Source organism: Mesorhizobium sp. LHD-90 (genome assembly GCF_030929505.1).
GTDB lineage: Bacteria > Pseudomonadota > Alphaproteobacteria > Rhizobiales > Rhizobiaceae > Kumtagia.
In genome coordinates this window covers 71,856-95,166 of record NZ_JAVFVV010000007.1, presented here as the reverse complement: position 1 = coordinate 95,166, position 23,311 = coordinate 71,856, and the positions used below count along the sequence as shown (strand labels likewise).

Below are 23,311 nucleotides of genomic sequence, written 5' to 3'. Positions count from 1 at the left end.
ATCGATTTCCGCAACGGAATCCGGACCATCCCATCGCATCGCATGGCGCGTGTGATTCGATTGCAACAATAAGAACAACGATCCGCCGCGCAGGTTAACGGTTCATTGCCGGAAATCGGCATGAAAGCTTTCGCGTCCGGCGCCCGGCGTGATTTCGCGCCTCGCGATTGCTATTATCCTGCCTGACCTTAAAATGGCCGGGTTCGCGCGACGTTAATGAACGTGCACACTGAACGCGGTTCGAGTTCAACGCATTCGGCCCGACGGGCCGCATCCAGGCAGGGCCGGGAGATGACGCCCATGTTGCGCCTCGTCAAAACGCTCCTTCTGCTCGTGGCGGCGCTGCTAGTCCCCACTGCCGCGATGGCGGCCGCGGAGACCGACAATACGCAGGATCAGCGCGGTCGGCTGGCGATCGTGATCGGCAATTCCAGCTATGTCAGCCAGCGCTACGAGGATCTCGCCAATGCGGCGAACGACGCGGTGCGGCTCTCCGATGCACTGAAGCGGCTGAATTTCGAGGTGGCCACCGGCATCGACATGACCGCGTCGCAGCTCGACGACATGTTCCGGCGCTACGAGCCGAAGCTCGGCACCTACAGCGCCGTGCTGATCTTCTATGCCGGCCATGGCGTGCAGTTCAACGGTGAGAACTACCTGCTGCCGATCGACACGCTCGATCCGGAAAGCGTCGGCAAGCTTACCGAGCGGGCGGTGAAGCTGAACGACGTGATCGCCCGTTTCGCCAGCCGCGACCGGCAGACCTTCATCTTCCTCGACGCCTGCCGCAACAATCCGCTGGGGTCGGGCGAGCCCGGCGCCGGCAACGGCCTGGCGCAGGTCGAGGTTGGCGAAAACAGCTTCGTCGCCTTCGCCACGCAGCCCGGCAACGTCACCGTCGACGGCGCCGGCTCCAACAGCCCGTTCACCGCCGCGCTGCTGCAAAGCGTTGAAATCCCCGGTCTAAGCGTCTCCGACATGATGATCCAGGTGCGCAACGAGACCGAGCGCCTGACGCTCGGCAAGCAGGTGCCGTGGGACCAGTCGAACCTGCGCGAGCAGTTCTATTTCACCGAGCAGCAGGTGATCGACTCACGGCAATTGAGCGCCACGCTCAACCGCATCCTCGAAGTGCCCAGCATGAAGGAGAAGCTGCTGGTGCAACTGGCCTCGGCCGACAGCGACCTGCAAAGCACGGTGCTGCTGCTTGGCAAGGAACTGCCGAGCACGCGCTCGGTCGAGGTCGGCACGCAGGGCCAGCAAGTCGCCAGCCTGGAGCTCGGTCTGGACGGCACGCGCAAGACTGTCACATCGGACATCGAGGCGCTGCTGGTGCTCGGCAAATCGCAGGAAGGCGGCGAGGACAAGGCTCCCGGCTTCGACCTGAACCACAGAATCCAAACGGAACTTTCGCGCGTCGGCTGCTACCGGCAGACGATCGACGGCGTCTGGGGCCCGGGATCGCGAAAGGCGCTCGGCGAATATCTGCGGCGCACCAAGCAGAACCAGGACGTGCTGGAGCCCAACGTCGATCTGCTCGGCGACTTGTTCCTGCGCTCGGGGCGCATCTGCCGGCAGCCGGTTGCCGCCAAGCCGGTGAAAACCGCCACGATGGAGCGGAATTCCACTGGAAAATCAAAGGCCAGGGCCACGAGCCAGGCCAGCGGCCGCAAGCAGAAGTCCTCAGGCGGAGCCGCCCGCAGCAAGCCCGCCGCGCCGCCGCCGGACATCGGCGCGGGCATCGGCATCGGCGGCGTGTTCTGATTGAAACGCAGCAATGTCAGGTCCGAGGCTCGCCGCTCGCAGTAGGCGAAAAGTGAAGCACGGACTTGGCCGTACCCCATCGGAGCCTGACAATAGGGCTCTTTAGACGCACCGGACACTCTGCATAGCCGCTTTCAAGCCGATTGACCTGATGGTGAAATAGTGACCAAGCGGGCGTGCCGCTGGCCCGGCGATTACCGCCGGCTCGCCTGTCACGATCATGCCGGGCTGGCCGACTGCTTCGAGGGTGGTACTAGATTAATCTCAAGGTTTCCGGTGAGCTGACGGGAAAGGCCGCTTTCGACTCAGCCTATGTCAAAGCGGACAGGAAGAATTCCGAGTCTGCACAATCGTAGCTTAGTCAGTGATCGACTGGTATGATGCGGCGTGCTTGACGGTTTTATGCAACCATTCCGTAAAGATGCGCCAATTCCTGCGGGTACTCGTTCGGATGGCTTGGTTGCATTGGCTTTTGCTGTGTTGACGCTTTTTGCGGTGTTGCTAGCCGCGCTCTGGGTTTGACCGGATCCCAGGGTGCAGCAAACTCGATGAGATTTGATTTTGCTGACAATTCGCCTCGCCCGGCCACCGGACGAAGATGCCATTTGGTCGATTCTCGAACCCATCTTGCGGGCCGGAGAAACCTACGCGTTGCCGCGCGACTGGAGTCGGGATGAGGCGCTGCGCTACTGGTTTGCCGACTGCCACGAAGTTTTCGTCGCAGAAGATGAAGGCGAAGTCGTCGGCTGTTACTATCTCCAGCCGAACCAGCGCGGCGGTGGTGCCCACGTTGCAAATTGCGGATATGTGACTGGGACCACGTCGAGCGGCCGGGGCATCGCAACCGCGATGTGCGAACATTCACTGAGGCACGCAGCAGAACGCGGCTTCCGTGCGATGCAGTTTAATTTTGTAGTGCGCACCAACGAACGAGCCGTCCGGCTCTGGAAGCGGCTCGGCTTTGACATAGTCGGCGAGATTCCTAAGGCGTTCAATCATCCTGATCTGGGGCTTGTCGACGCCTTGGTGATGTATCGTCGACTACCGTGATGGGCCTTGTCCACGCACTAGGGTCATTTAGAAGCGCCTAGTATCCGGCGATCTGCACTCGCTTGGGGTGGTGCCGTCAGCATCTTGTCGGCCTCCCTTCCGGCTCGGCCCCGGCCGCCGGGACCTTCGCCACCGCCTCGACTCAACCCCCTCCCCAACCGCCACCGCTGGGACCACCGCCGCCGCCATCACCGCCACGCTCCCGGACGGGCACGTCCTGGACGGGCTGGGCGACCGGCTTGCGAAGAACACGCCTTTTCTTTGGCGTAGCCACCTGCTGCCTTGGCGCCGCCACCTGTCGCGGCTGCTGAACTCTCCGGTTGGCGACCGCCGATGCCTGCTGGCCGTTGGCATACTTCAGGGGAGCCAGCACGGCATCCTCGACGGTGGCGCAACTGGCAAGCGCGCCGGCCGCGACGCCGATGGAAAGCAGTGTCAAAAACTTGCGCATGAAATCCGGTCTCCGTCAAAGTCGCCGCCCGGGCGCATCCCGGCGGCTTGAGTGGGCTTCAAGCGGCGCGCGGCCTCGCCCGTTTTACGCCCTGCCGAACCCTCAAAGCATGTCCAGCCGCGGCGTCGATTCAATCCATTCGTGCCGGACAAGCTCCACATAGAGGTCGACCGGATTGGACGGCGCCTTGCGGCCAAGAATCTCCGCGGCGGCGGCACGGACGCGCGGCCCGAGCTTGCCGTCGACATCGACGCCGCTGGCGCCCATGCGGATCAGCGCCTTCTGCGCCTCCAACACAAGCTGCTCTTTCGGCATCCTGGCTAGCCGCGCTCGCGCGTCTTCCGAGGCATTTCCAGCCTTGCGGGCGACCGCCATGGCATAGAGGCGCACCGCTTCTTCCGGATCGGCGGCCAACGACGGTTCGGCGCTGACGATCTCGGCGGCATAGAAGGCGCCCCAGCCGTCGCCACGCGCCGCACTTTCGCGGAACAGCTTCAGCAGCGTCGCCTGGTCGGCCTTGCCGGCATCGCGGTCCATCAGCGCCATCAGCGTGGCGGCATAGGGGTGCAGCTTCCTGTTCGCTTCCTCGAACAGTTGGTAGGCCTTGACGTCGTCCCGCTTCACGAAGACGCCGTCGCGGTACAGCAGGCCGAGATTGACCTCGCCCCACACGTCGCCGCGGTCGGCCGACTTCTGGAACATGACATAGGCGCGCTCGACATCCTTCGGCACGCGGTTGCCGTAGAGATATTCGGCGCCGAGCTGGTTCAGTGCATAGGTGTGGCCGGATTCGACCGCCTGGTTCATCAGCGCGATGCCGCGCTTGACGTTCTTCTTGACGCCGTTGCCTTCCATCATCGCCCTTCCGAGCGAATACTGGGCGTATGGATCGCCCTTGCGGGCGGCAGCCTCGAACAGCGGAATTGCCTTCTTCGGGTCGAGTTCCACCGCCGCGCCCAACTGGTAGAGGCGGCCGAGGAACTGACCGGCGCGTACATGGCCGCCGTCGAGGGCTTCGCGCACCATCTTCAGCGCGGCGTCGAAATCGCCCTTGGCGTAAAGCACGCGGCCATATTCGAACTTGAAGCGCGGAATGTCCGGGAAATCGGCGACCGCCTCGCTGCAGGCCGCCAGCGCCTCGTCGATCTTGATGGAATTCGGCCAGACGCCCTCGGTGACGGCCTGGATGTCCAGCGGCTCGGCCGCCAGACGGTCGCAGGCATTGACCTCGGCGTCGATCGCAATCACCACCGGTTTCGCCTCGGGCGCGGCGACCACCGGGTTGAGCACCACCTGCGCCGCGCCGTCCGTCTTGTGGATCGCGGGCCTGATCCTGAGGTTCTGAACGTCCTCGGCCTTCACTAGGTCGCCCAGCACCAGCAGGTCCTCGCCGACCGCCACCTGGGCGGACGGGTCGCGCGTGTCGAGCCGTAGCCAGCCGGTCGGCCGGCCGGCGCCCAGTTCCAGCGTCGGCACGGGCGTGAAACCGGTGCCTACATCGGAATTGACGGTAAGCTTGACGGGCGTGACGGTCTTGGTGACGCTGGCGGTCTCTTCGTTCGAGGCGACGACCACCGGCTCTTCCGACTGCTCCGGCACGGCGGGATCGAAGACGATCGCCACGGCGCCCCGGGCGGTCTGCCCTGTGTCGGAATCGATCGTGTAGGGGATCAATTCCACCGGCTTCGCGCCGGCATCCGCGGCATAGACGATATCGCCGATGCGGGCGGCATCGATCGGCGTGCCGGGGCGGATCACCTGGTCGTCGAGCAGCAGGATGCCGGAGGCCGGCGCCTTGTCGAAACTGGCTGTCAGCTTCATGCCGCCGCTGGCGATCGGCGACTGGATGTCGAGGTTTATCCGCGTCGCGGAGATGGGGGCGCGCACTTCGGTGACGCTCTCGCCCAGCACCAGGATCTCCTGCTCGGAGACGAAATAGAACTGGGAGGTGAGGCTGGAGACGTCCCAGGGAACCTGGCGGCCGCCGGTCTTGTCGATGACCGCCGTGCGCACCATGGTGAGGACCTCACGCACCTCCTTGTTGGGGCTCAGCACCTTGTCGGCGAAAGCGCCGGCGAAGGGGCTGATGTCGCCACCGCCGTCATAGGCCACTTCGCCCGGCGCGGTCGAATAGACGATCAGCGAGCCCTGCTTGGGCGTAAGCGAGGCCAGGCCCTTGGAGCCGGCAACGTCGATCTTCTTGTCGCCGAGATAATAATACTGGTTGCGGAACGGGTTGTCGCGGCAGGCGTCGAGCACCAGGATCTGCATGCCCGACGAGGCGCGCATGTATTCGAGCAGGTTGTTGACGTTGTAGGTCTCGACCTCGAGGTCGTAAGACGAAGTCAGGCTGGCGTCGACCGGAATGATGAAATTCTGGTCCGCGACCTGAACTGCGTGGCCGGTGTAATAGAACAGCGCGACGTCGCCGTCGCTGAGCGTCTGCAGAAATTCGCGGACGGTCTTTTCCAGCCCCGCCTTGTCGAGGTTCTCGCCGACGGTCACCTCGAAATTGGCGTCGCTCAACACTTGCGAAATGCGCTCGGCGTCGTTCACCGCGTTGGGCAGTTTTGGCAGGTTTTCATAGCCAGAATTGCCGATGACGAGCGCAGCGCGGCGCCCCGAAACGGCATTTTCGGCCGCCGACGCGGCAACGAGGGAAAACACCGACAAGACAGCCACGACGGCAAACAGAAGGACACGGCGAAGCGCCGTGGCCGGTTCTCGCGCGAAAGACAGGAACTTCATCCGATCACCTCGGCAAGCCCTTGGAAGTATACGCCCAATCCAAGGATCGCACAAAGATGATTCAGAACGGTGTCGCGATCACACCGGCGCGGTTACGGAAGGGCCGAAGCAGCCGGCGGCGGCAACGCCGAGTGCCCCAACGTCCTCGCTCCGTGAAGACTTGAAAGGACGACGACCCGGTGATGGACGGCTCGAGACGTCGATGGATCAGGCCGAAACGGCCTTCTTCGCGTCCAGCCGGTCGATCGCCTCGACATTGCCGGCCGACGGTCCCTTGGGATCGAATTCCGAGGCAAGCCAGGTGTCGACGATCGCCTTGGCCAGTTCCGGCCCGATGACGCGTGCGCCCATGGTGATGATCTGGGCGTTGTTGGATTTCGCCGCGCGCTCGGCCGAATAGGTGTCGTGGGTGAGTGCCGCGCGGATGCCCGGCACCTTGTTGGCCGAGATGCAGACGCCGATGCCGGTGCCGCAGAACAGTATGCCGCGGTCATAATTGCCGTCGACGATTTCGTGGCCGACCTTGTCCGAAAGGTCGGCGTAGAAACCCGACTGGCTGAGGTCGGTCAGCTCGACCTCCGGCTTGGTCTTGAGATGCGCGGCGATGACATCGAGAAGCGGCTTTCCGGCGCTGTCGGCTCCGATGACGACTTTCATGGGGTTCTCCAAGAGCTGAGATCGGCACTGCGCAGCGACCTGTCCAGTGCCGAGATATTCCGACAGAGGCGGAGGTTCAATAGCTGGAATGCGGGGATCGTCGGGCATTTCAGGGTCGGCGTTTCCCCCTCACCCGGCCTCCGCTTCGCTCGGCCACCCTCTCCCCGCGGGGAGAGGAGATTTTCAACGTCGCCGCCTCGCCTTTCGACGCTGCAAGATTGGCACAATCGACGGCGAACCTCCTCTCCCCGGCGGGGAGAGGGTGGCCGAGCGAAGCGGAGGCCGGGTGAGGGGGCTGAAGCCTTCAATCGCCAAACCCCGTCAGGAACGACGCCAGGTTGTCGCCGAGGGCATCGCACAAATAGCCGCCTTCCTGCACGATGACCGTAGGAAGCTTCAGCGCGGAGACCGCCGCGCCGATGCGGGCAAAACCCGGCGTGGAGACCGACAGGCCGCCGAACGGATCGCCCTCGAAGGCATCGAGGCCGAGCGCCACCACCAGCGCCTCCGGCGCGAAGGCCTTTATGCGGCGCAACGCGGTTTCCAGCGCCTGCAGGAATGCCTCGTCGCCGGATTTGCGCGGTAGCGGCAGGTTGAGATTGTAGCCCAGCCCCGGCCCTTCGCCGCGCTCGTCGGCATGGCCCCAGAAGAACGGATAAAAACGCACCGGATCGGCGTGGAGCGACACGGTCAGCACATCCGGGCGCGCGTAGAAGATGCCTTGCGTGCCGTTGCCGTGGTGCAGGTCGACGTCGAGGATGGCCACGCGGGCGGCCGTGCCTCTCAAGCGCTGGGCGGCGATTGCCGAATTGTTTAGGAAACAGAACCCTCCGGCGACATCGGCGAAGGCATGGTGGCCCGGCGGACGGCAGAGCGCATAGGCAGCGCGCTCGCCGGCCAGAACGGCATCGGCGGCGGCCACGGCCGACCAGGCGCTCCAGCAGGCGCTTTCAAAGGTTTCGGCGGAGATCGGGCAGGCGGTGTCGGCCATGTGGTAGCCGGCCTGGCCGACGGCGGAGGCCGGATAGGAACCGGTGCGGGCGATCGGATGGATGTTGGGGATCACTTCTTCCGACGCACCCTCGATGCGCTGCCAGCGCACATAAATGTGTTTCAGGAAATCGAGATATTCCGGCGTATGGACGGCGGCGATCGGACCGTGGCCGAAATCGTTCGGGCGCTCGACCGCGCAGCCGGCTTGTCTCGCGCCGGCCAGCAGGCGCTCAACCCGCTCCGGTTGCTCGGGATTGGGCTGCGGCGCACCGCTCGACAGGAAGGCTTTCGGGTCGTGGCGCTTCTGCTCGGCGGCGTAGAAGGCTTTCATTCTGGTTTCCTTGGCAAGGTTCCGCCCGGCGGGCAGTCGGCAGCGGCGAGGTTCAAAAATGCGTCTTCATAGGCGGCGTGCACCTGCTCGGTGTCGGAGAATTTTATCTCGAGACGCGTGTAAAAACCCTGGGCGATAAAATTCTCGGTGTCGACGGAGAGCCGCATGTAGACGCCGCCGCGGTCGCGTGTGATCGCCGCCACGCGTCGCAGAAGTTTCGCGCCGATGCCGAGGCCGCGAAACCTGTCGTCGACATAGAGATCCTGGATGTAGACGCCGGGACGGCCGAGCCAGGTGGAAAAACTGCGGAAGAACAGGCAGATGCCGGCGGGCGCGCCGTCGACCTCGGCGATCACCGTCTCGAAATGCGGGTCGGGGCCGAAGCCGTAGTCGATCAGGTCGGCGACCTCGCAGCGCACCTTGTCGAGCTCGTTGACAGTGCGGGCGATGCCCAGCAGAGCGGCGTGGATATAGGGCGCATCGGCGACGGTGGCGGGGCGGAGGTGAACTTTTGGCCGGGATGATGCATCAGCTTCCGTCATGGGAGCGCGATCATGATGAATTGCGATGGCCGGCGCTCTACGTTGCCCCCCTCTGTCCTGCCGGACATCTCCCCCACGAGGGGGGAGATTGGCAGCTTTGCCGCTGCCGCCCTTCCTGAGACGTTAGCGATTGGCGAAACCCTAGCGGCCGGCCAATCTCCACCCTCGTGGGGGAGATGTCCGGCAGGACAGAGGGGGGCAACGTAAAGCAGTTCCATAGATTAGCAGATCGCTTCCTTCAAAACGGCACCGCCCTCACCCCTCGACCGGCAGATCGAGATCACGCGCCACAGCCTCGATCGCGTCGCCGAGGATGGCAATGATCTCGCCGACCTCCGCCGGCGTGACGATCAGCGGCGGCGCGACCATGGTGTAGTCGCCCTGCACGCCGCCCTTGACCCGGCGCGAATAGACGATCAGCCCGCGCTCGTAAGCGGCATCCAGCACGCGCTGGCCGATCTTCCAGTCCGCGGGCAGCGGCGCAAAGGTCTCGCGGTCGGCATATTCGACCGCCGCCATCAGCCCCTTGCCGCGCACGTCGGCGATGAAGGGGAACCGTTTCGCTAGGCCGCGCAGGCCGTCGAGAACCAGCTCGCCCATGGCTGCGGCGTTGGCGGTGAGGTCCAGGCGGTCCATCTCGCCCATGATCGCCAGCCCGGCGGCGCAGGCCAGCGGATTGCCGGCATAGGTGTGGCCGTGCTGAAAACCGCCCATCTTCAGCACCGGATCGACGACGCGTGCGGGCGCCGCCAGCGCGCCGAGCGGCACGTAGCCGGAGCCGATGCCCTTGGACAGCGAGACGATGTCCGGCCGGCAGTTCCAGTGATCGCCGCCGAGGAACTTTCCGGTGCGACCGATGCCGCTCATCACCTCGTCGTGGATCAAGAGGATGCCGTAGCGGTCGCAGATCTCGCGGATCCGCGGATAGTAGCTGTCCGGCGCCACCAGCGCGCCGGTGGCCGCGCCGCCGATCGGTTCCATGATGAAGGCCAGCACGCTTTCCGGCCCCTCGGCCAGAATCCGTTCCTCCAACATGTCGGCGTAGCGCAGGCCGCGTTCCTCCAGCGAAAGATTGTCGCGGTCGCGATAGGCGGTCGGCGCCGGCACGGTCGGCATCATGCGGATCTGCTCGGCGAAGCTGTCGGTCAGCAGCCCGTCGCCGGTGACAGCCAGCGAACCATAGGTGCCGCCGTGGTAGGACGGCATGCGGGCGATCACTTTCCAGCGGTTGGCCTGGCCGGTGGCGACCGCCCATTGGCGCGCAAGTTTCAGGCAGGATTCCACCGCCTCCGACCCGCCGGAGACGAAGAAGATGCGGTCGAGCCCGCCCGGCATTCTTTCCGCGATGGTGGTCGCCAGCCGTTCCGCCGGCTCGTTCTCGAAATGCAGGCGATAGGCGAAGGTGGTCTTTTCCATCTGCCGGCGCATCGCTTCCAGCACCGCCTTGTTGCCGTAGCCGAGATTGACCGCGACCGGCCCGCTGGAGCCGTCGATGAAGCGCCGACCGTCCTCGGTCCACAGATGGATGCCCTCGGCGCGGTCGACCACCGGCCGGCGCAGGCTGGCGAGGTAGAAGAGGTTTGAGGGGCGGGGAGTGGTCTGCTGGTCCATGAGAGTTTCCTGCGCCGCAAATGGCGGCCTGAAAAATGTGTCGTAGCCGAGTTCGCAAGGCCGGTCACTAAGCCAGCTCCCGGCAACACCCATCGGCCACGATCAGCCCTCGAGGCGCGCGCGAAACAGGTTGGAGCCGTCCGGCAGGCGCGACCTGGAGATATCCCGGAATCCAGCCTCGGTCATCCAGGCGCGATACTGGCCTTCGGTGTAGGCTTCGCCGTGGCGATAGAGGTTCAGGAAAGTGAGATTGAGAAACACACCCTCGGGCGGGCCGAGGCGGTCGTCATCGACGACACCCGACCCGGCGATGGCGATCTCGCCCCCCGGTGTGAGGCAACGTGCAGCGTTGAGGATCGAACGGCGCGCCTGGTCCGGCGGAAGGACCTGGACGACGGCCTTCAGGATCGCCAGATCGTGCCGGCCGACCGACGGCGCGACAGTTATGTCCCCGACTTCGACAACCACGTCGCCGGCGCCATATTCCGACAGGATTTTTGGCGCGACCGCCGCGACCGTCGGGAGTTCCATCAGCGTCGCCGCAATCCGCGGCCACCGCTCGCGAAGTCCGACGAGAATGGTCCCGGGGCCGCCGCCGATGTCGATCACCGAACCGATCGCCGAGAGGTCGATCTCTTGGGCCAGGTGCCGGCCGAAAATCACCCCGCCCGGCGCGAGCATGCGGCTGAAGGCCGCCGCTGACTCTGGCCCCGCTTCGGAAAAGTCGTGGAGCGCGGCCGGCCGATTCTGCCGCAGCGACTCCGCGGTCAGCAGATCGGCTCCCCAGAGCTCGCGCAGCAGCGCATGGTCGCCGCCGCGATAGGTCGGCTTGGACGCGTCGAGGAAGGCCGACGCTTCGGCTCCGTTGCGAAATCGGCCATTCTCGACTTCAAGGAGACCGATGCTGGCCAGCGCATAGAGAAGCCGCGACAGACGATCGGGATCGACTTCGAGGGCGGCCCCAAGCCTATCGGCAGTCTCCGCGCCACCACCGATCCGGGTGAAGATGCCAAGCTCCAGCCCGGCACGAAGCGCCAAGGCTTGAGGTACCGCTTCGATTAGTTTGTCGATCCGATCGGAATCCGCCATGTGATATCCCTTCCGCGATCCAGAATCGATTTTGAAACGGAGCCGTCAATCGTTTGGCGAGCCAAAACCCATCGAGATTCGAAGCGGCAGGCCGCTTGCAGCACCCCGAGCCTACCTCCCCAGATACCGGTCCAGCACGTTCCTCGTCACCTGCTCGACCATGGCGTCCTTGCGCAGCAATCCGGCGACCCACTCGCATGTGCCGGCATGGAAGACCTCGCCCTTGCCCTTCGGAAAATTGACGATCATGCCGTTGCCGCGCTTGACCTTGTCCATGGCTTCCGGCGTCGCCTCGCCATAAAGCGTCTCGGCGGTGAAGACGGCATCCTCGTTGTTCAGGAAACCGGAGGGCACGTCTGGACTTTCCTCCACCAGCGACGCCATGCCGAGGCCGAGGATCTGGATGCCTTCGGGCGGGTTGCCCTCACCGGTCGGATAGGGGAGCCCGCGCTTCATGGTGAAGTCGAGCCCGTCGACCTCGTAGCCGTAGATATGGCTCTCCTGGCCGAGCACGTCGCCGTAATAGAGGCCGGTGTTGCGGAACGCCCAGTGGTCCGGCCGGTAGATCGGGAAGCCGCGCACGCCGCGCGGCATGCAGCCGCCCCAGCCGGCATAGACGCCGGCGGTGGCGTTGAGGCCGAAGGTGGACGCGCCGGGGCGCCCGACCTCGGGCGCCTCCCAGGCGTTGGTCGTGCGGCTGGTATCGGCGCTTCGATAGACCGGGTCCTCGGCGCGGGCGCGGTATTTGTAGCAGACCTGCGCACGTCCCTCGTCCTCCAGCCTTGTCTGCCACAAAAAATTGCCGGCGAAGCGCGCCGCCCGCCCGCCCCGCTCGACAAAATCGTCGACCGCGTCGCGCATTTCCCAGGTCCAGTATTCGTCGTGACCGACGAAAACCGCGCAGTCGTAGTCCTGCAGGATTTCGGGCGAGAAATGCAGCTCATGCTGGGTGGCGAGATCGACCGCATAACCCTGCCGCTCGGCCCATTTGAAGAACAGCCCGTCATAGCTCGCCCAGCCGGCCGAGGCGTATTTCTTGGAATGGCCGGTGGCGAAAGCCCACTCCATATGCGGATAGCGCGGCTCGGTCATCGGCGGCAAATTGACCTCGATCGGCACGCGCGGGGCCTCCGGCGGCAGCACGACGAAACCCCGGCACCACGGTCGCTGCGTACTCACCCGCGTGGCGTACTGGTTGCGCTCCAGCCCGGTGATGCCCTGATAGTGGTTCGACCCGCCCCAACTGTTGTAGGCGGTCCACGAACCCGTCGCTGCGACCTGCAGGATGCGGCCTGGTTTGCGCCCGGGCAAAGGACGGACGATGAAAAGATGGTGGCTGACGATCGGGCTTCCGTCGCGGCCTTCGGCGGTCAGTGTCATTCGGTATGCGCCGGACGGCCAGTCGGCACCGATGGCGAATTCGAAGCTCGGCTGCCAGCCGCAGCCCTCGACCGAACATTGGTCCGATGTGTCCTGCCAGCGCGAGGCGAGGCCTGACTTTTCGAACACTTTTTGCAGTCCCGCGCCGTCGCGCGCCAGTTCCATGTCAAAACGGTCCGCCGTCGAACTTACGAACAGCGTGACGACATCGCCCGGCGCGTAGGAAAAACGGTCGGTATAACCCCAGATCTCGCCGCGCTCGCCGTCCATGCCGGGATATTCGTAGTAGTGGCCGTAAACAGCCTGACGCCGCTGCTCGGGAGTCAGGCCGAAATCCGGGTATTCGGTCGGCAAATGCGGCATCGCTAGCTCGGCCCATGTCGATTTTTGGTGGTGGATCGCAGCGCTCATGATCCCGACCGCGCGTCGCGGGTCAAGCACGGCCGGTGTGGAAACCGCCGATCTTTCTTTGGTCCAGCCCCTCGCGGTCCGGGCGAAACTGGCTAGTATGCGCCGCCGGCCGCGGCCGGGGACATTACCAAGAGGAAGACCATGACAGATCTGCTGCAACTGCCCGGCGAGGGTGTCTTTGTCGGCCGGGCTCGCATGGCCGGAACGCCGTATCCGCTGGTGGTCACCGTGCGCGGCGGCGACGTCGTCGACATCACTTCCAAGGCTGCGCCGACCGTCCGCGACATCTGCGAGATGGACGATCCGGCGTCCTACGCGCGTTCGGCGCAGGGCCGCGCCATCGGATCGCTGGCGGCAATCGCGAAATACAGCATCGAGGCCGGCCGCGACACGGCGCAGCCGTGCCTGCTCTCGCCGGTCGACCTGCAGGCGGTAAAAGCCTCCGGCGTCACCTTCGTCGTCAGCCTGCTTGAGCGCGTCATCGAGGAACAGGCGCGCGGCAATCCCGAAAGAGCGGACGCCATCCGCGCCGACATCGCCACGCTGATCGGCCACGATTTGTCGAAATTGAAGCCGGGCTCGCCGGAAGCCATGGAGATCAAGCGCAAGCTGATCGAGCGTGGCGCCTGGTCGCAATATCTGGAGGTCGGCATCGGCCCGGATGCCGAGATCTTCACCAAATGCCAGCCGCTGGCTTCGGTCGGGTTCGGGGCGGATGTCGGGCTGCACCCCGTATCGACCTGGAACAATCCGGAGCCGGAAATCGCCGTCATCGCCGCCAGCAGCGGAAAGATCGTCGGCGCCGCACTCGGCAATGACGTGAACCTGCGCGACGTCGAGGGGCGCTCGGCGCTGCTGCTCGGAAAAGCCAAGGACAACAATGCATCGGCCGCGCTCGGGCCGTTCATCCGGCTGTTCGACGCCACCTTCTCGATCGCTGACGTGAAGTCGGCGAAGGTTTCCTTGAAGGTCGAGGGCGATGACGGTTTTGTGCTGGAGGGCGCAAGCTCGATGGCGGAGATCAGCCGCTCGCCGGAAGAGCTTGTGGCGGCCGCGATGGGCCGGCACCATCAATATCCGGACGGCATGGCGCTCTATCTTGGCACCATGTTCGTGCCGTCGAAGGATCGCGGCGAGAAAGGCAAAGGATTTACCCACAAGTCCGGCGACCGGGTCACCATCGCCACCGAAAAACTCGGCGCGCTGGTGAACTGCGTGCGGCTGTCGACGGAATGCGCGCCGTGGACTTATGGGGCGAGCCGGCTGATGCGGGATCTGGCGGGGGCGGGGCTGATATAAGAAGGGAAGCCGACCGCATCGCTTCCAGATGCGGGACTGTCGCACTCCTTCCAACACCCCTCATCCGACCTCGCTTCGCTCGGCCCCCTTCTCCCACAAGGGGAGAAGGTGGAGTTTCGCGCATGCGTCTCCGCAAACCTTCGACGTTGGAGATTTGCAGAGACGAAGCGGCAGTGCTCCACCTTCTCCCCTTGTGGGAGAAGGTGGCCGAGCACAGCGAGGTCGGATGAGGGGTGTTCCAGCTTGGCGATGCCACCGACCGAATCCGGTCCGAAGAGGCCAACAAATTAATCGTCTGCGAAGATCAGGCCACCTTCCCAAACTCATACACCTCAATCGAGTCCGGCTTCATCTCGATCGAAAACCCCGGCAGCTTCGGCGGCATGTAGGCGGCGTTCTCGATCACGCAGGGCTCGACAAAATGCTCGTGCAGATGGTCGACATACTCGATCACCCTGCCCTCCTTCGTGCCCGATACGGCAAGATAGTCGATCATCGACAGGTGCTGCACATATTCGCAGAGACCCACGCCACCGGCATGCGGCCAGACCGGCAGCCCGTATTTCGCGGCCATCAGCAGCACCGCCAGCACCTCGTTCAAGCCGCCCATGCGGCAGGCGTCGATCTGCACGATGTCGATGGCGCCGCCGGCGATCATCTGCTTGAAGATGATGCGGTTCTGGCACATTTCGCCGGTGGCGACCTTTATCGGCGCCACCGCCTCGCGGATGGCCTTGTGGCCGGCGACATCGTCCGGGCTGGTGGGCTCCTCGATGAAATAGGGTTTTGCGAAAGCCAGCTTCTTCACCCATTCGACGGCCTGCCCGACCTCCCAGACCTGGTTGGCGTCGATCATCATGAAGCGGTCAGGGCCGAGCACCTCGCGGGCGATCGTTAGCCGGCGAATGTCGTCCTGCAAATCGCGACCGACCTTCATCTTGACGTGGTTGAAACCGGCGTCGACCGCCTCCTGACAGAGCCGACGCAGCTTGTCGTCGTCGTAACCCAGCCAGCCGGCCGACGTGGTATAGCAGGCGTAGCCCTCGCGCTCCAGAATGGCGATGCGCTCCGCCTTGCCGGTCTCGGCGCGGCGCAGGATTTTTAGCGCCTCCTCCGGCGTAAGCGCATCGGTCAGGTAACGGAAGTCGACGATCTTCACGATCTCTTCCGGGCTCATGTCGGCGACCAGCCGCCAAACCGGCTTGCCGGACTGTTTTGCCAGCAGGTCCCATACCGCGTTGACCACCGCGCCGGTGGCCAGGTGCATCGCGCCCTTGTCCGGGCCGATCCAGCGCAACTGGCTGTCGCCCGTGACATGCCGCCAGAACCGGCCGGGGTCTTCGCGGATCCAGTCCAGTTCGAGGCCGACCACCAGATGCGTCATCGCCTCGATGGCAAGGCAGCAGATGTCGTTGCCACGGCCGATGGTGAAGGTGAGCCCGTGGCCCTCGAACCCGCCGTCGGTCTCCAGCACGACATAGGCGGCCGAATAGTCGGGATCGGGATTCATCGCGTCCGACCCGTCCAGGCTCTGCGAGGTCGGGAAGCGGAGGTCGTGGGTGCGCAGACCGGTGATACGGGTCATGTCGAAATCCGTTGCAAATACCGAAGGCCGGATATGTCGAGTTTCAGGTCAGGCTGAGCCGAAAATGGCGGGTGAGAACCGGAGCGGAGCGTACATTTGGGTACGTGAGCACCGGAAGCGCAGAAAACCGTCATTTGCAGGCCAGCCTCACCTGAAACCTCGGCATATCCTAGATGGTCCAGCCGCCGTCGATGGCATAGGCCTGCCCCGTCGTGTAGGTCGCGCCGGCAAGATAGACCGCAAGGTCGGCGATCTCCTCCGGCGCGCCGATGCGGCCGATCGGCTGGCGCGAGATGAAGGCGGCGCGGGCCGCGTCATAGTCGCCCTGGGCGCGCAGCCGGTCCTGCAGCGAGGGGCTCTCCACTGTGCCGGGGCAGATGGCGTTGCAGCGGATGCCTTTTCCGACATAGTCGGCGGCAACCGATTTGGTGAGCCCGATGACGGCCGCCTTGGTGACGCCATAGGCGAAGCGGTTCGGCACGCCCTTCATGCTGGAAGCGACCGACGCCATGTTGACGATGGCGCCGTCGCCGCGCTCCAGCATGCCCGGCAGCACGGCGCGGATGGTGCGCACCATGGCTCGGACGTTGAGGTCGAAGGCGAAATCGAGATCAGAGTCCGGCATCTCCAGGAGCGAGCCGGCGTGGACGACACCGGCGCAGTTGAACAGCACGTCGACGCGGCCGATCCCGGCGACCGCAGTGCTGACGGCGGCATCGTCCAGCACATTGAGCTTTTGGGTCGAGATGTTCTTCTCGCCGGCGAGCTCGGCCAGCGCCTTCTCGTTGATGTCGGTGGCGTGCACGGTGGCGCCGGCGCGCGCGAAGGCGAGCGCCGAGGCGCGGCCGATGCCTTGCGCGGCGGCGGTGATGAGGACGATCTTGCCGGTTAGGTCTGTCATGGTGTTGGCCTTCGTTCGTTTTGCTCGGTGCCTAAACACCCCCACTCCGGCCCTTCGGGCCACCTCTCCCCCTGACAGGGGTACAGGAAATGCGCTGCCGCAATGCCGGCGCTCATCCAGCTCGGTTTCCTCTACCCCTGCAAGGGGGAGAGGTGGCCCGAAGGGCCGGAGTGGGGGTGGTTCAGCCTTCTTCCAGAGTTACTCTTCTGTCGCGTCAAGCGACCTTCGGCCGTCGCTCGACGACGTAGATGTGGTCCGCCGCCAGCACGACCTCGCCGCGCTGGTTGATCACCTCGTTGCGCTCGATGACGCGGCCGGCGTCGGGGCGCTTCGGGTCTTCCTCCTTGGCGGTGATGGTGGCGCGCGTCTTGATGGTGTCGCCGATGAACACCGGGCGGACGAAGCGCAGCCGGTCGTAGCCGTAGGAGAAGGCGACCGGGTTGATGACGCTGGCCGTCAGGCCGACGCCGATGGAAAAGACCATGGTGCCGTGGGCGATACGCTGCCCGAACGGCGTCGTCTTCATGTATTCGGCGTCCATGTGGTGCGGGAAGAAATCGCCGGTATGGCCGGCATGGACGACGAAGTCGGTCTCGGTGATGGTGCGGCCAAGCGTGGTGCGCGAGAAGCCGATCTCATAGTCCTCGAAATAGGTGATCTGCTCCATCTCAGGGCCTTTTTGCTAGGGGCGTGGCCGGCGCGGCGCTCGATTGATAGGCGGCCTCGACCAGCGCCATGGTGTTCCAGGCATCCTCGACCGAACTCACCAGCTCGGAATCCTCGCCCGCCACGAAACGCTGCAGATTGGCCATGCGGCCGACAAATCCGTCCGGGAACCATGTGCCCGACAGCGGCACGTTCACCCAGCCGTCACCGCCCTTCGGAAAGATTTCCAGAATGTCGGGCTCGCCCCTGGGATAGTCGAGATTGACGCCGAGCTTCAGATAGGCCGCGCCCTCGGTGCCGCAGACGCGGAACTCGCAGGCCTGGTACTTTCGCCCGAACTTGTGGTCGTGGTTGATCGACAGGTTGCAGCGCACCCGCTCGCCATAGTCGAGGATGGCGCTGGTGCGCGTCTGCGCCACCGAATGATTGGGGTGGCCGAGTGTTTTTGCGTGCACGCCGCGCGGATCGCCGAGCAATTGACGGATCAGGTCGAGGTAATGGATCGAATGCATGGCGATCTCGACGCGCGGCGCCTTGAGCAGAAATTCCCAGAGCTGCCACGGCGTGTCGAGCGCCAGAAACGCATCGAAATCGACCACCTCGCCGAGCCACCCCCTGGCGATCGCGTCCTTCAGAGCCAGCATCATCGGCGCGAAACGGAGCTGGAAATTGACGGCGGCGACAAGTTTCTTTTGCCGGCAAATCTTCAGGATTTCCGTGGCGCCTGCGAGATCCGCGCCCATCGGCTTCTGGATCAGCGCGGCAGCACCGTCCGGCAGCGCGGCGAGCACCTGCGCATGGCGGTCCGGCGGCGTGGCGAGGTCGAAGATCGCGCCCTCGACGGCTGCCGCCTCGGCGACCGAGGCAAATGCCTTGACGCCCCAGGCGGCAGCGAGTTTTTCCGCCTTGGCGCGGTCGGGATCATAGAGGCCGGCAATCGGTACGCCGCTTTTCCGGTAGGCCGGATAGTGCGCGTCGCCGACGATCGAACCCGCGCCGAAGGTGACGACCGGACGCGGCTTCGACGGGGCGGGCCAGGACTGGGCGAGGGAGGATGGGGAGAAGGTCATGGCGCTTTCCCTCCCCCTTGAGGGGGGCCGAAGGACGGCCCGAAGGGCCGGGTGGAGTCTGTGCGGCCGCGCGCCAACCTGCTCTCCCCCGTCGTGGGAGAGATAACCGCGAAGCGGTCAGAGGGGGTCCAAGCGGTCGCGCGCCAACCTAATGCTGCGACGGAAGAAGGAACGCCGAGCACTGCCGCTATGACCCCTCCCCCGGCCTGCGGCCGGACCCTCCCCTCAAGGGGGAGGGAGACGTCGGCGCTAGTCCACATGAAACACCTCTTCCATGCCTGCCCACCACTCGCCCTCCTTGCGGGTGTCGAGCGGAGCCTGAAGCGGCATGTTGACTGCCCACCAGCGCTGCGTCTCGGGATCGGCAGCCATCTTGGCTGAGTCGGCGGCGAAGTCACTGCCATGGTACTCGAAATAGGCGAACATCAGGTTCTCTGGCTCGCGCAGGAAAATCGAGTAGTTGCGGATGTTGCAATCGGCGATCTTGGCCAGCACCGAGGGCCATACGTCCGCGTGCAGCCGTTTGTATTCGGCAATGTGTTCCGGCTTGATGCCGAGAACCAAACCCATGCGCTGCATGTTCATCCCTCCCCTTTGGTGATCTCCCGGGTGAATTCCGGAACGCTCATCCTTTTAACAGCGTCCCAGTCCCAGTCGATGCCGATGCCGGGGTCGGATGGGGCGAGGGCGCAGCCGTCGACGATCTCCATGCGCTTGCCGGTCAGATCGTCGAGTTGGGGGATGTATTCGACATATTTGCCGTTCTGGATGGCGCAGACCAGGCTGACATGCAGTTCCATCAGGAAATGCGGGCAGACCGGCATGTCGAAGGCTTCCGCCGCGTGGGCGACCTTCAGCCATGGGGTGATGCCGCCGATGCGGCCGACATCGACCTGGACGATCGAGCAGCCGCCCTTCTGCATGTACTCGCGAAAATGCCGGATGGAATAGAGCGATTCGCCGACGGCGATGGGCGTGGAAGTCGACCGGTTGAGCCTGATATGGCCGTCGATGTCGTCGGCCGGCAGCGGCTCCTCGATCCAGGCAAGGTCGAGTTCGCGCAGCCGCTCGGCGCGGCGGATCGCCTCGTCCACGGCAAAACCCTGGTTGCAGTCGGTCATGATCTCGTAACCGTCGCCGACCGCCTTGCGCACGGCGGAGAGCCGGGCAAAATCCTCGGCGCCGTGCGACTTGCCGATCTTGACCTTGGAGCCGCGGAAACCGTTTGCCTTGGCCTGGAGCGCATCATCGACCAGCGCTTCCGGCTCGATATGCAGCCAGCCGCCCTCGGTGGTGTAGAGCGGAACTTTGTCGCGCGCGCCGCCGGCGAGCTTCCACAGCGGGAGCTTCTGCTTTTTCGCGCGCAGATCCCAAAGAGCCGTGTCGATGGCCGCCAGCGCGATCGCCGTGATGGCGCCGATGGTGGTGGCATGGGTGGCGAATTCCAGCTTGTGCCAGATCGCCTCGATCATGTCGGCGTCGTCGCCGATGATGCGCGGCGCGAGGTGGTCGGCCAAAAGCCGCATCACTGACGAGCCGCCGGTGCCGATCGTGTAAGAATAGCCGGTGCCGGTCGCGCCGTCGGAATCGGTGATGGTGACGATCGGCGTTTCCTGGGAGACAAAACTCTGGATGGCGTCGGTGCGCTTGACCTTGGGAACAAGGTCCACCATCCGCAACTCGACTTTTTCGATCCTGGCCATCGCCCCCTCCTCCTAGTTCCTCAGTGTCCTGCCGGTCGCGGCATCAAACAGGTGCGCCTGGCTCAGGTCCAGGCTCATGGCGATCTTGTCACCGGGCCTCAACGGCTTCGGATTGAGCATGCGCGACACCCATTCCCTGCCGTCGAAACTCGCGAACACCAGCGTCTCGTTGCCGAGCGGCTCGGTGACCGCGACCTGAAACTCAGCCGAATGCAGGTCGGCCGCGTCGCCGGAATGCAGGCCGTGGCCGGCCGGATAGACGTCGTCCGGGCGCAGGCCGAACACCACCTTCTGCCCGGCCGTGACGTTCTGCCGGAACCGCGCCGGCAGCGGCAGCGTCGCGCCGCCAGGGAAGGCGAGCCCACCGTCGGCCACGGTCGCCTCGAAGAGGTTCATCGGTGGCGAGCCGATAAAACCGGCGACGAAATGGGTGGCGGGGCGCTTGAACACCTCGTCGGGCGTGCCGACCTGCTCGATATGGCCGTCGCGCATGATGACGATGCGGTCGGACAAGGTCATCGCCTCGACCTGGTCGTGGGTGACGTAGACCATGGTGGTCTGCATTCGGGCATGCAGCTTCTTGATCTCGGTGCGCACCTGGCTGCGCAGCTTCGCGTCGAGGTTCGACAACGGCTCGTCGAACAGAAAAACCTCCGGCCGTCGCACGATGGCGCGGCCCATGGCGACACGCTGGCGCTGGCCGCCGGAAAGCTGCGAGGGGCGGCGCTCCAGCAGTTGCTCCAGTCCGAGGATGGAAGCCGCTTCCGCAACCGCCTTGTCGATCTCCGCCTGCGGCCGCCCGGCGATCTTCAGCGAAAAGCCCATGTTCTCGCGCACGGTCATGTGCGGATAGAGCGCGTAGGACTGGAACACCATCGAGATGTTGCGCGAGCGCGGCGGCAGGTCGTTGACCACCTTGCCGCCGATCCTGATCTCGCCGCCCGAAATATCTTCCAGGCCAGCAATCATGCGCAGCGTCGTCGACTTGCCGCAGCCGGACGGACCGACCAGGCAGATGAACTCGCGGTCGGCGATCTCCAGGTCGATGCCATGCACGACCGGCGTGGCGCCGTAGCGCTTTTCGAGTTTGTTGAGGGTGACCGTGGCCATGGGACTATCCTTTGACCGCGCCCGACGTCAGGCCGCCGACGAGATGTTTCTGGACGATGAAGGTGAGGGTCAGCGCCGGCACGATCATCACCACGGCCAGCGCGCACATGCCGCGCCAGTCGATGGTGAACTCGGCGGTGTAGTCGAGCAGGCCGACAGGCAGGGTTTTCGAGTTGACCGAGCGCGTCAGTTGCGAGGCGAGCGCGAACTCGTTCCACGAGGTCAGGAAGGCGAAAATGCCGGCCGAGGCGATGCCCGGCCCGGCCAACGGGAACTCGACCTGCCAAAAGGCCTGCCAGCGCGTGCAGCCGTCGATCTGGGCGGCTTCCGCCAGATCCTTCGGCACCTGCCGGAAAAAACCGTCGATCAGCCAGATGGTGAAGGGGATGTTGAGCGCCACATAGGCGAGGATCAGGCCGAAATGCGTGTCGATGATGCCGAGGCGCGCATAGACGAAGAACAGTGGCAGCGACAGCGCGATGCCCGGCACGGTGCGCGTCAGCATCAGGCCCAAAAACATACCGGACTTGCCGCGGAAGCGGTAGCGGGCGAAAGCGTAGCCGCCTGCCATGCCGATGGCGATGGCGATCACCGTCGAGGTGACCGAGATGATCAGCGAATTGCGGAAATATTCCAGCACCGGAATGCCGCCCTTGCCGACGCCGGAAAACATCGAGACGTAGGCGTCGAAGGACAGTTCCTGCGGGATCCACACCGGCGGCTTGGCCATGATCTCGACCGTCGGCCGCAGCGACGACAGCACGATCCAGATGCCGGGCATGCAGATGAACAGCATCGCCAGGAACAGGGCGATCAGGTGGCCGGCTTTCAGCAGGCGCTTCTTGAAGCGGGCGGAGGAATTGTCGTCCATCGTCACCACTCCGCGCCGATCTGCGAGCGGGCGGCGGCCAGCTTCCGGAAGAAATAGACGGTGAACAGGATCGACAGCAGGATCGAGAAATAGGCCATGGCGTTGGCCAGCCCCATGCGCGCGTCGCTGTAGGCGGTGCGGGCGACCAGCGTCCACAGAAGCTCGGTGCGGCCGGCCGGCCCGCCGTCGGTCATGATCTTGACGATGTCATAGGCGCGCGCCACGTCGAGCGAGCGGATGGTCATGGCGATGTAGGCAAACGGCATGACGAACGGCCAGACGACATAACGGAAAGTCTGCCAGGGCGTGCAGCCATCGACGCGCGCCGCCTCGATCGGCTCCCTCGGCATGGCAAGCAGCCCGGCAAGGATCAGGATGGCGAAGACCGAGGTCGACGACCAGATCTCGGCGGTGAGGATGGCAATGAAGGCGAGATGCCCCTCGATCAGCCAGGGGATCGCCGTATCGGTCAGACCCAGCGCCTGAAGCGCGTTGTTTACCAGGCCGATATTGTCGTTGAACATGAACTTGAACTGGAAGCCGACGAGGATCGGCGAGAACATCATCGGGAACATCATCAGCGTGCGCAGCACACGCTGGCCACGCGAGGCGCGCTCGACCAGCAGTGCCAGCCCGAGCCCCAGCAGCATTTCGAGATTGAGCGCCACGGTGAGCAGCAGCACGGTGCGGCCGAAGGCGACCCAGAAATTCCAGTCGGAGAGGATGGTCAGGTAATTGCGGAAGCCGACGAAGACGAAAAACGTGTCGGGCTTGGTAAGCCGGAACGGCGTGAAGCTGGAATAGAAGGAGAGCAGCAGCGGCACGATGACCACCGCCGCCAGCACGACGATCGCCGGCAGCAGCAGAAGAGTGGGTGCGGAGGGCCGCGGGAATTTCATCGAGCGTCCTGTTTCCGATGATCGTAGAGCGCAACGGCACCCTCCCCCTTGAGGGGAGGGTCGGCAAGCGGGCCGAGCGAAGCGAGGCTTGCGAGCCGGGGAGGGGTAACCTCAGGATGGAGCACTGCCGCGCTGACCCCACCCCGCTTCGCATACCCGCTCGTGCCGAGCGGGTTGCTC

Annotated in this window: 20 protein-coding genes; 3 read left to right on the top strand and 17 right to left on the bottom strand. The window is 64.7% G+C overall.

The window, feature by feature from the left end:
• Positions 1-300: 300 nt before the first annotated feature.
• Both RB623_RS11615 and RB623_RS11610 read left to right on the top strand, forming a co-directional pair.
• On the top strand, positions 301-1,764 hold the full coding sequence (locus RB623_RS11615; protein ID WP_308056969.1) for a caspase family protein: 1,464 nt from the start codon (positions 301-303) through the stop codon (positions 1,762-1,764).
• Between the two features lie 558 nt (positions 1,765-2,322).
• Entirely contained in the window at positions 2,323-2,814 is a 492-nt protein-coding gene (locus RB623_RS11610; protein ID WP_308057158.1) for a GNAT family N-acetyltransferase, read from the top strand.
• 142 nt (positions 2,815-2,956) lie between these two features.
• Here RB623_RS11610 and RB623_RS11605 read toward each other — a convergent pair whose 3' ends face one another.
• The 8 genes from RB623_RS11605 to RB623_RS11570 form a co-directional block, all read right to left on the bottom strand.
• Positions 2,957-3,265, bottom strand: a complete 309-nt coding sequence (locus RB623_RS11605) for a hypothetical protein (RefSeq protein ID WP_308056968.1) — start codon at positions 3,263-3,265, stop codon at positions 2,957-2,959.
• 102 nt (positions 3,266-3,367) lie between these two features.
• Positions 3,368-6,013 (bottom strand): caspase family protein, encoded by a 2,646-nt coding sequence (locus tag RB623_RS11600; RefSeq protein WP_308056967.1) that lies wholly within the window; start codon positions 6,011-6,013, stop codon positions 3,368-3,370.
• Positions 6,014-6,220: 207 nt separating this feature from the next.
• Complete coding sequence (locus RB623_RS11595) at positions 6,221-6,670, bottom strand: RpiB/LacA/LacB family sugar-phosphate isomerase (RefSeq protein WP_308056966.1); 450 nt, start codon at positions 6,668-6,670, stop codon at positions 6,221-6,223.
• A gap of 304 nt (positions 6,671-6,974) precedes the next feature.
• Entirely contained in the window at positions 6,975-7,994 is a 1,020-nt protein-coding gene (locus RB623_RS11590) for a histone deacetylase family protein (protein ID WP_308056965.1), read from the bottom strand.
• Positions 7,991-8,536, bottom strand: a complete 546-nt coding sequence (locus RB623_RS11585) for a GNAT family N-acetyltransferase (protein ID WP_308056964.1) — start codon at positions 8,534-8,536, stop codon at positions 7,991-7,993. Before RB623_RS11585 ends, RB623_RS11590 begins: the two co-directional genes overlap by 4 nt.
• Positions 8,537-8,791: 255 nt before the next feature.
• Positions 8,792-10,147, bottom strand: a complete 1,356-nt coding sequence (locus tag RB623_RS11580) for an aspartate aminotransferase family protein (protein ID WP_308056963.1) — start codon at positions 10,145-10,147, stop codon at positions 8,792-8,794.
• A 102-nt stretch (positions 10,148-10,249) separates the two neighbouring features.
• Positions 10,250-11,236, bottom strand: coding sequence for a methyltransferase (locus RB623_RS11575; RefSeq protein WP_308056962.1), 987 nt, complete (start codon positions 11,234-11,236; stop codon positions 10,250-10,252).
• Between the two features lie 111 nt (positions 11,237-11,347).
• The gene (locus RB623_RS11570; RefSeq protein ID WP_308057157.1) at positions 11,348-12,979 is read right to left on the bottom strand and encodes a N,N-dimethylformamidase beta subunit family domain-containing protein; all 1,632 of its coding nucleotides are present in this window, start codon (positions 12,977-12,979) and stop codon (positions 11,348-11,350) included.
• A 189-nt stretch (positions 12,980-13,168) separates the two neighbouring features.
• On the opposite strand from RB623_RS11570, the gene RB623_RS11565 reads away from it, so the two are divergent.
• On the top strand, positions 13,169-14,326 hold the full coding sequence (locus tag RB623_RS11565; protein ID WP_308056961.1) for a fumarylacetoacetate hydrolase family protein: 1,158 nt from the start codon (positions 13,169-13,171) through the stop codon (positions 14,324-14,326).
• A 304-nt stretch (positions 14,327-14,630) separates the two neighbouring features.
• Here the strand turns inward: RB623_RS11565 and RB623_RS11560 are convergent, their stop codons facing one another.
• From RB623_RS11560 to RB623_RS11520, 9 genes are all read right to left on the bottom strand, one after another.
• Entirely contained in the window at positions 14,631-15,911 is a 1,281-nt protein-coding gene (locus tag RB623_RS11560; protein ID WP_308056960.1) for an L-fuconate dehydratase, read from the bottom strand.
• A gap of 169 nt (positions 15,912-16,080) precedes the next feature.
• Entirely contained in the window at positions 16,081-16,812 is a 732-nt protein-coding gene (locus RB623_RS11555; RefSeq protein WP_308056959.1) for an SDR family oxidoreductase, read from the bottom strand.
• Positions 16,813-17,026: 214 nt separating this feature from the next.
• Positions 17,027-17,479 (bottom strand): MaoC/PaaZ C-terminal domain-containing protein, encoded by a 453-nt coding sequence (locus RB623_RS11550; RefSeq protein ID WP_308056958.1) that lies wholly within the window; start codon positions 17,477-17,479, stop codon positions 17,027-17,029.
• Between the two features lies 1 nt (position 17,480).
• Entirely contained in the window at positions 17,481-18,548 is a 1,068-nt protein-coding gene (locus tag RB623_RS11545; protein WP_308056957.1) for a Gfo/Idh/MocA family oxidoreductase, read from the bottom strand.
• A gap of 249 nt (positions 18,549-18,797) precedes the next feature.
• Complete coding sequence (locus RB623_RS11540) at positions 18,798-19,127, bottom strand: L-rhamnose mutarotase (RefSeq protein WP_308056956.1); 330 nt, start codon at positions 19,125-19,127, stop codon at positions 18,798-18,800.
• A 2-nt stretch (positions 19,128-19,129) separates the two neighbouring features.
• Positions 19,130-20,251, bottom strand: coding sequence for a mandelate racemase/muconate lactonizing enzyme family protein (locus RB623_RS11535; protein WP_308056955.1), 1,122 nt, complete (start codon positions 20,249-20,251; stop codon positions 19,130-19,132).
• Between the two features lie 12 nt (positions 20,252-20,263).
• Positions 20,264-21,361 carry a sn-glycerol-3-phosphate ABC transporter ATP-binding protein UgpC gene (locus tag RB623_RS11530; RefSeq protein ID WP_308056954.1) on the bottom strand — a complete coding sequence of 366 codons (1,098 nt, stop codon included), beginning with the start codon at positions 21,359-21,361 and terminating at the stop codon, positions 20,264-20,266.
• A 4-nt stretch (positions 21,362-21,365) separates the two neighbouring features.
• Complete coding sequence (locus tag RB623_RS11525; RefSeq protein WP_308056953.1) at positions 21,366-22,232, bottom strand: carbohydrate ABC transporter permease; 867 nt, start codon at positions 22,230-22,232, stop codon at positions 21,366-21,368.
• A gap of 2 nt (positions 22,233-22,234) precedes the next feature.
• Positions 22,235-23,131, bottom strand: a complete 897-nt coding sequence (locus RB623_RS11520; RefSeq protein WP_308056952.1) for a sugar ABC transporter permease — start codon at positions 23,129-23,131, stop codon at positions 22,235-22,237.
• Positions 23,132-23,311: the final 180 nt, after the last annotated feature.

Bases quoted from the DNA above. Each gene is read 5' to 3' on its own strand.
- RB623_RS11590 (WP_308056965.1), bottom strand. From the start codon at position 7,994: ATGAAAGCCTTCTACGCCGCCGAGCAGAAGCGCCACGACCCGAAAGCC.
- RB623_RS11580 (WP_308056963.1), bottom strand. From the start codon at position 10,147: ATGGACCAGCAGACCACTCCCCGCCCCTCAAACCTCTTCTACCTCGCC.
- RB623_RS11605 (WP_308056968.1), bottom strand. From the start codon at position 3,265: ATGCGCAAGTTTTTGACACTGCTTTCCATCGGCGTCGCGGCCGGCGCG.
- RB623_RS11565 (WP_308056961.1), top strand. From the start codon at position 13,169: ATGACAGATCTGCTGCAACTGCCCGGCGAGGGTGTCTTTGTCGGCCGG.
- RB623_RS11545 (WP_308056957.1), bottom strand. From the start codon at position 18,548: ATGACCTTCTCCCCATCCTCCCTCGCCCAGTCCTGGCCCGCCCCGTCG.
- RB623_RS11615 (WP_308056969.1), top strand. From the start codon at position 301: ATGTTGCGCCTCGTCAAAACGCTCCTTCTGCTCGTGGCGGCGCTGCTA.
- RB623_RS11550 (WP_308056958.1), bottom strand. From the start codon at position 17,479: ATGGAGCAGATCACCTATTTCGAGGACTATGAGATCGGCTTCTCGCGC.
- RB623_RS11600 (WP_308056967.1), bottom strand. From the start codon at position 6,013: ATGAAGTTCCTGTCTTTCGCGCGAGAACCGGCCACGGCGCTTCGCCGT.
- RB623_RS11530 (WP_308056954.1), bottom strand. From the start codon at position 21,361: ATGGCCACGGTCACCCTCAACAAACTCGAAAAGCGCTACGGCGCCACG.
- RB623_RS11570 (WP_308057157.1), bottom strand. From the start codon at position 12,979: ATGCCGCATTTGCCGACCGAATACCCGGATTTCGGCCTGACTCCCGAG.
- RB623_RS11585 (WP_308056964.1), bottom strand. From the start codon at position 8,536: ATGACGGAAGCTGATGCATCATCCCGGCCAAAAGTTCACCTCCGCCCC.
- RB623_RS11525 (WP_308056953.1), bottom strand. From the start codon at position 22,232: ATGGACGACAATTCCTCCGCCCGCTTCAAGAAGCGCCTGCTGAAAGCC.
- RB623_RS11575 (WP_308056962.1), bottom strand. From the start codon at position 11,236: ATGGCGGATTCCGATCGGATCGACAAACTAATCGAAGCGGTACCTCAA.
- RB623_RS11535 (WP_308056955.1), bottom strand. From the start codon at position 20,251: ATGGCCAGGATCGAAAAAGTCGAGTTGCGGATGGTGGACCTTGTTCCC.
- RB623_RS11560 (WP_308056960.1), bottom strand. From the start codon at position 15,911: ATGACCCGTATCACCGGTCTGCGCACCCACGACCTCCGCTTCCCGACC.
- RB623_RS11595 (WP_308056966.1), bottom strand. From the start codon at position 6,670: ATGAAAGTCGTCATCGGAGCCGACAGCGCCGGAAAGCCGCTTCTCGAT.
- RB623_RS11555 (WP_308056959.1), bottom strand. From the start codon at position 16,812: ATGACAGACCTAACCGGCAAGATCGTCCTCATCACCGCCGCCGCGCAA.
- RB623_RS11540 (WP_308056956.1), bottom strand. From the start codon at position 19,127: ATGCAGCGCATGGGTTTGGTTCTCGGCATCAAGCCGGAACACATTGCC.
- RB623_RS11520 (WP_308056952.1), bottom strand. From the start codon at position 23,131: ATGAAATTCCCGCGGCCCTCCGCACCCACTCTTCTGCTGCTGCCGGCG.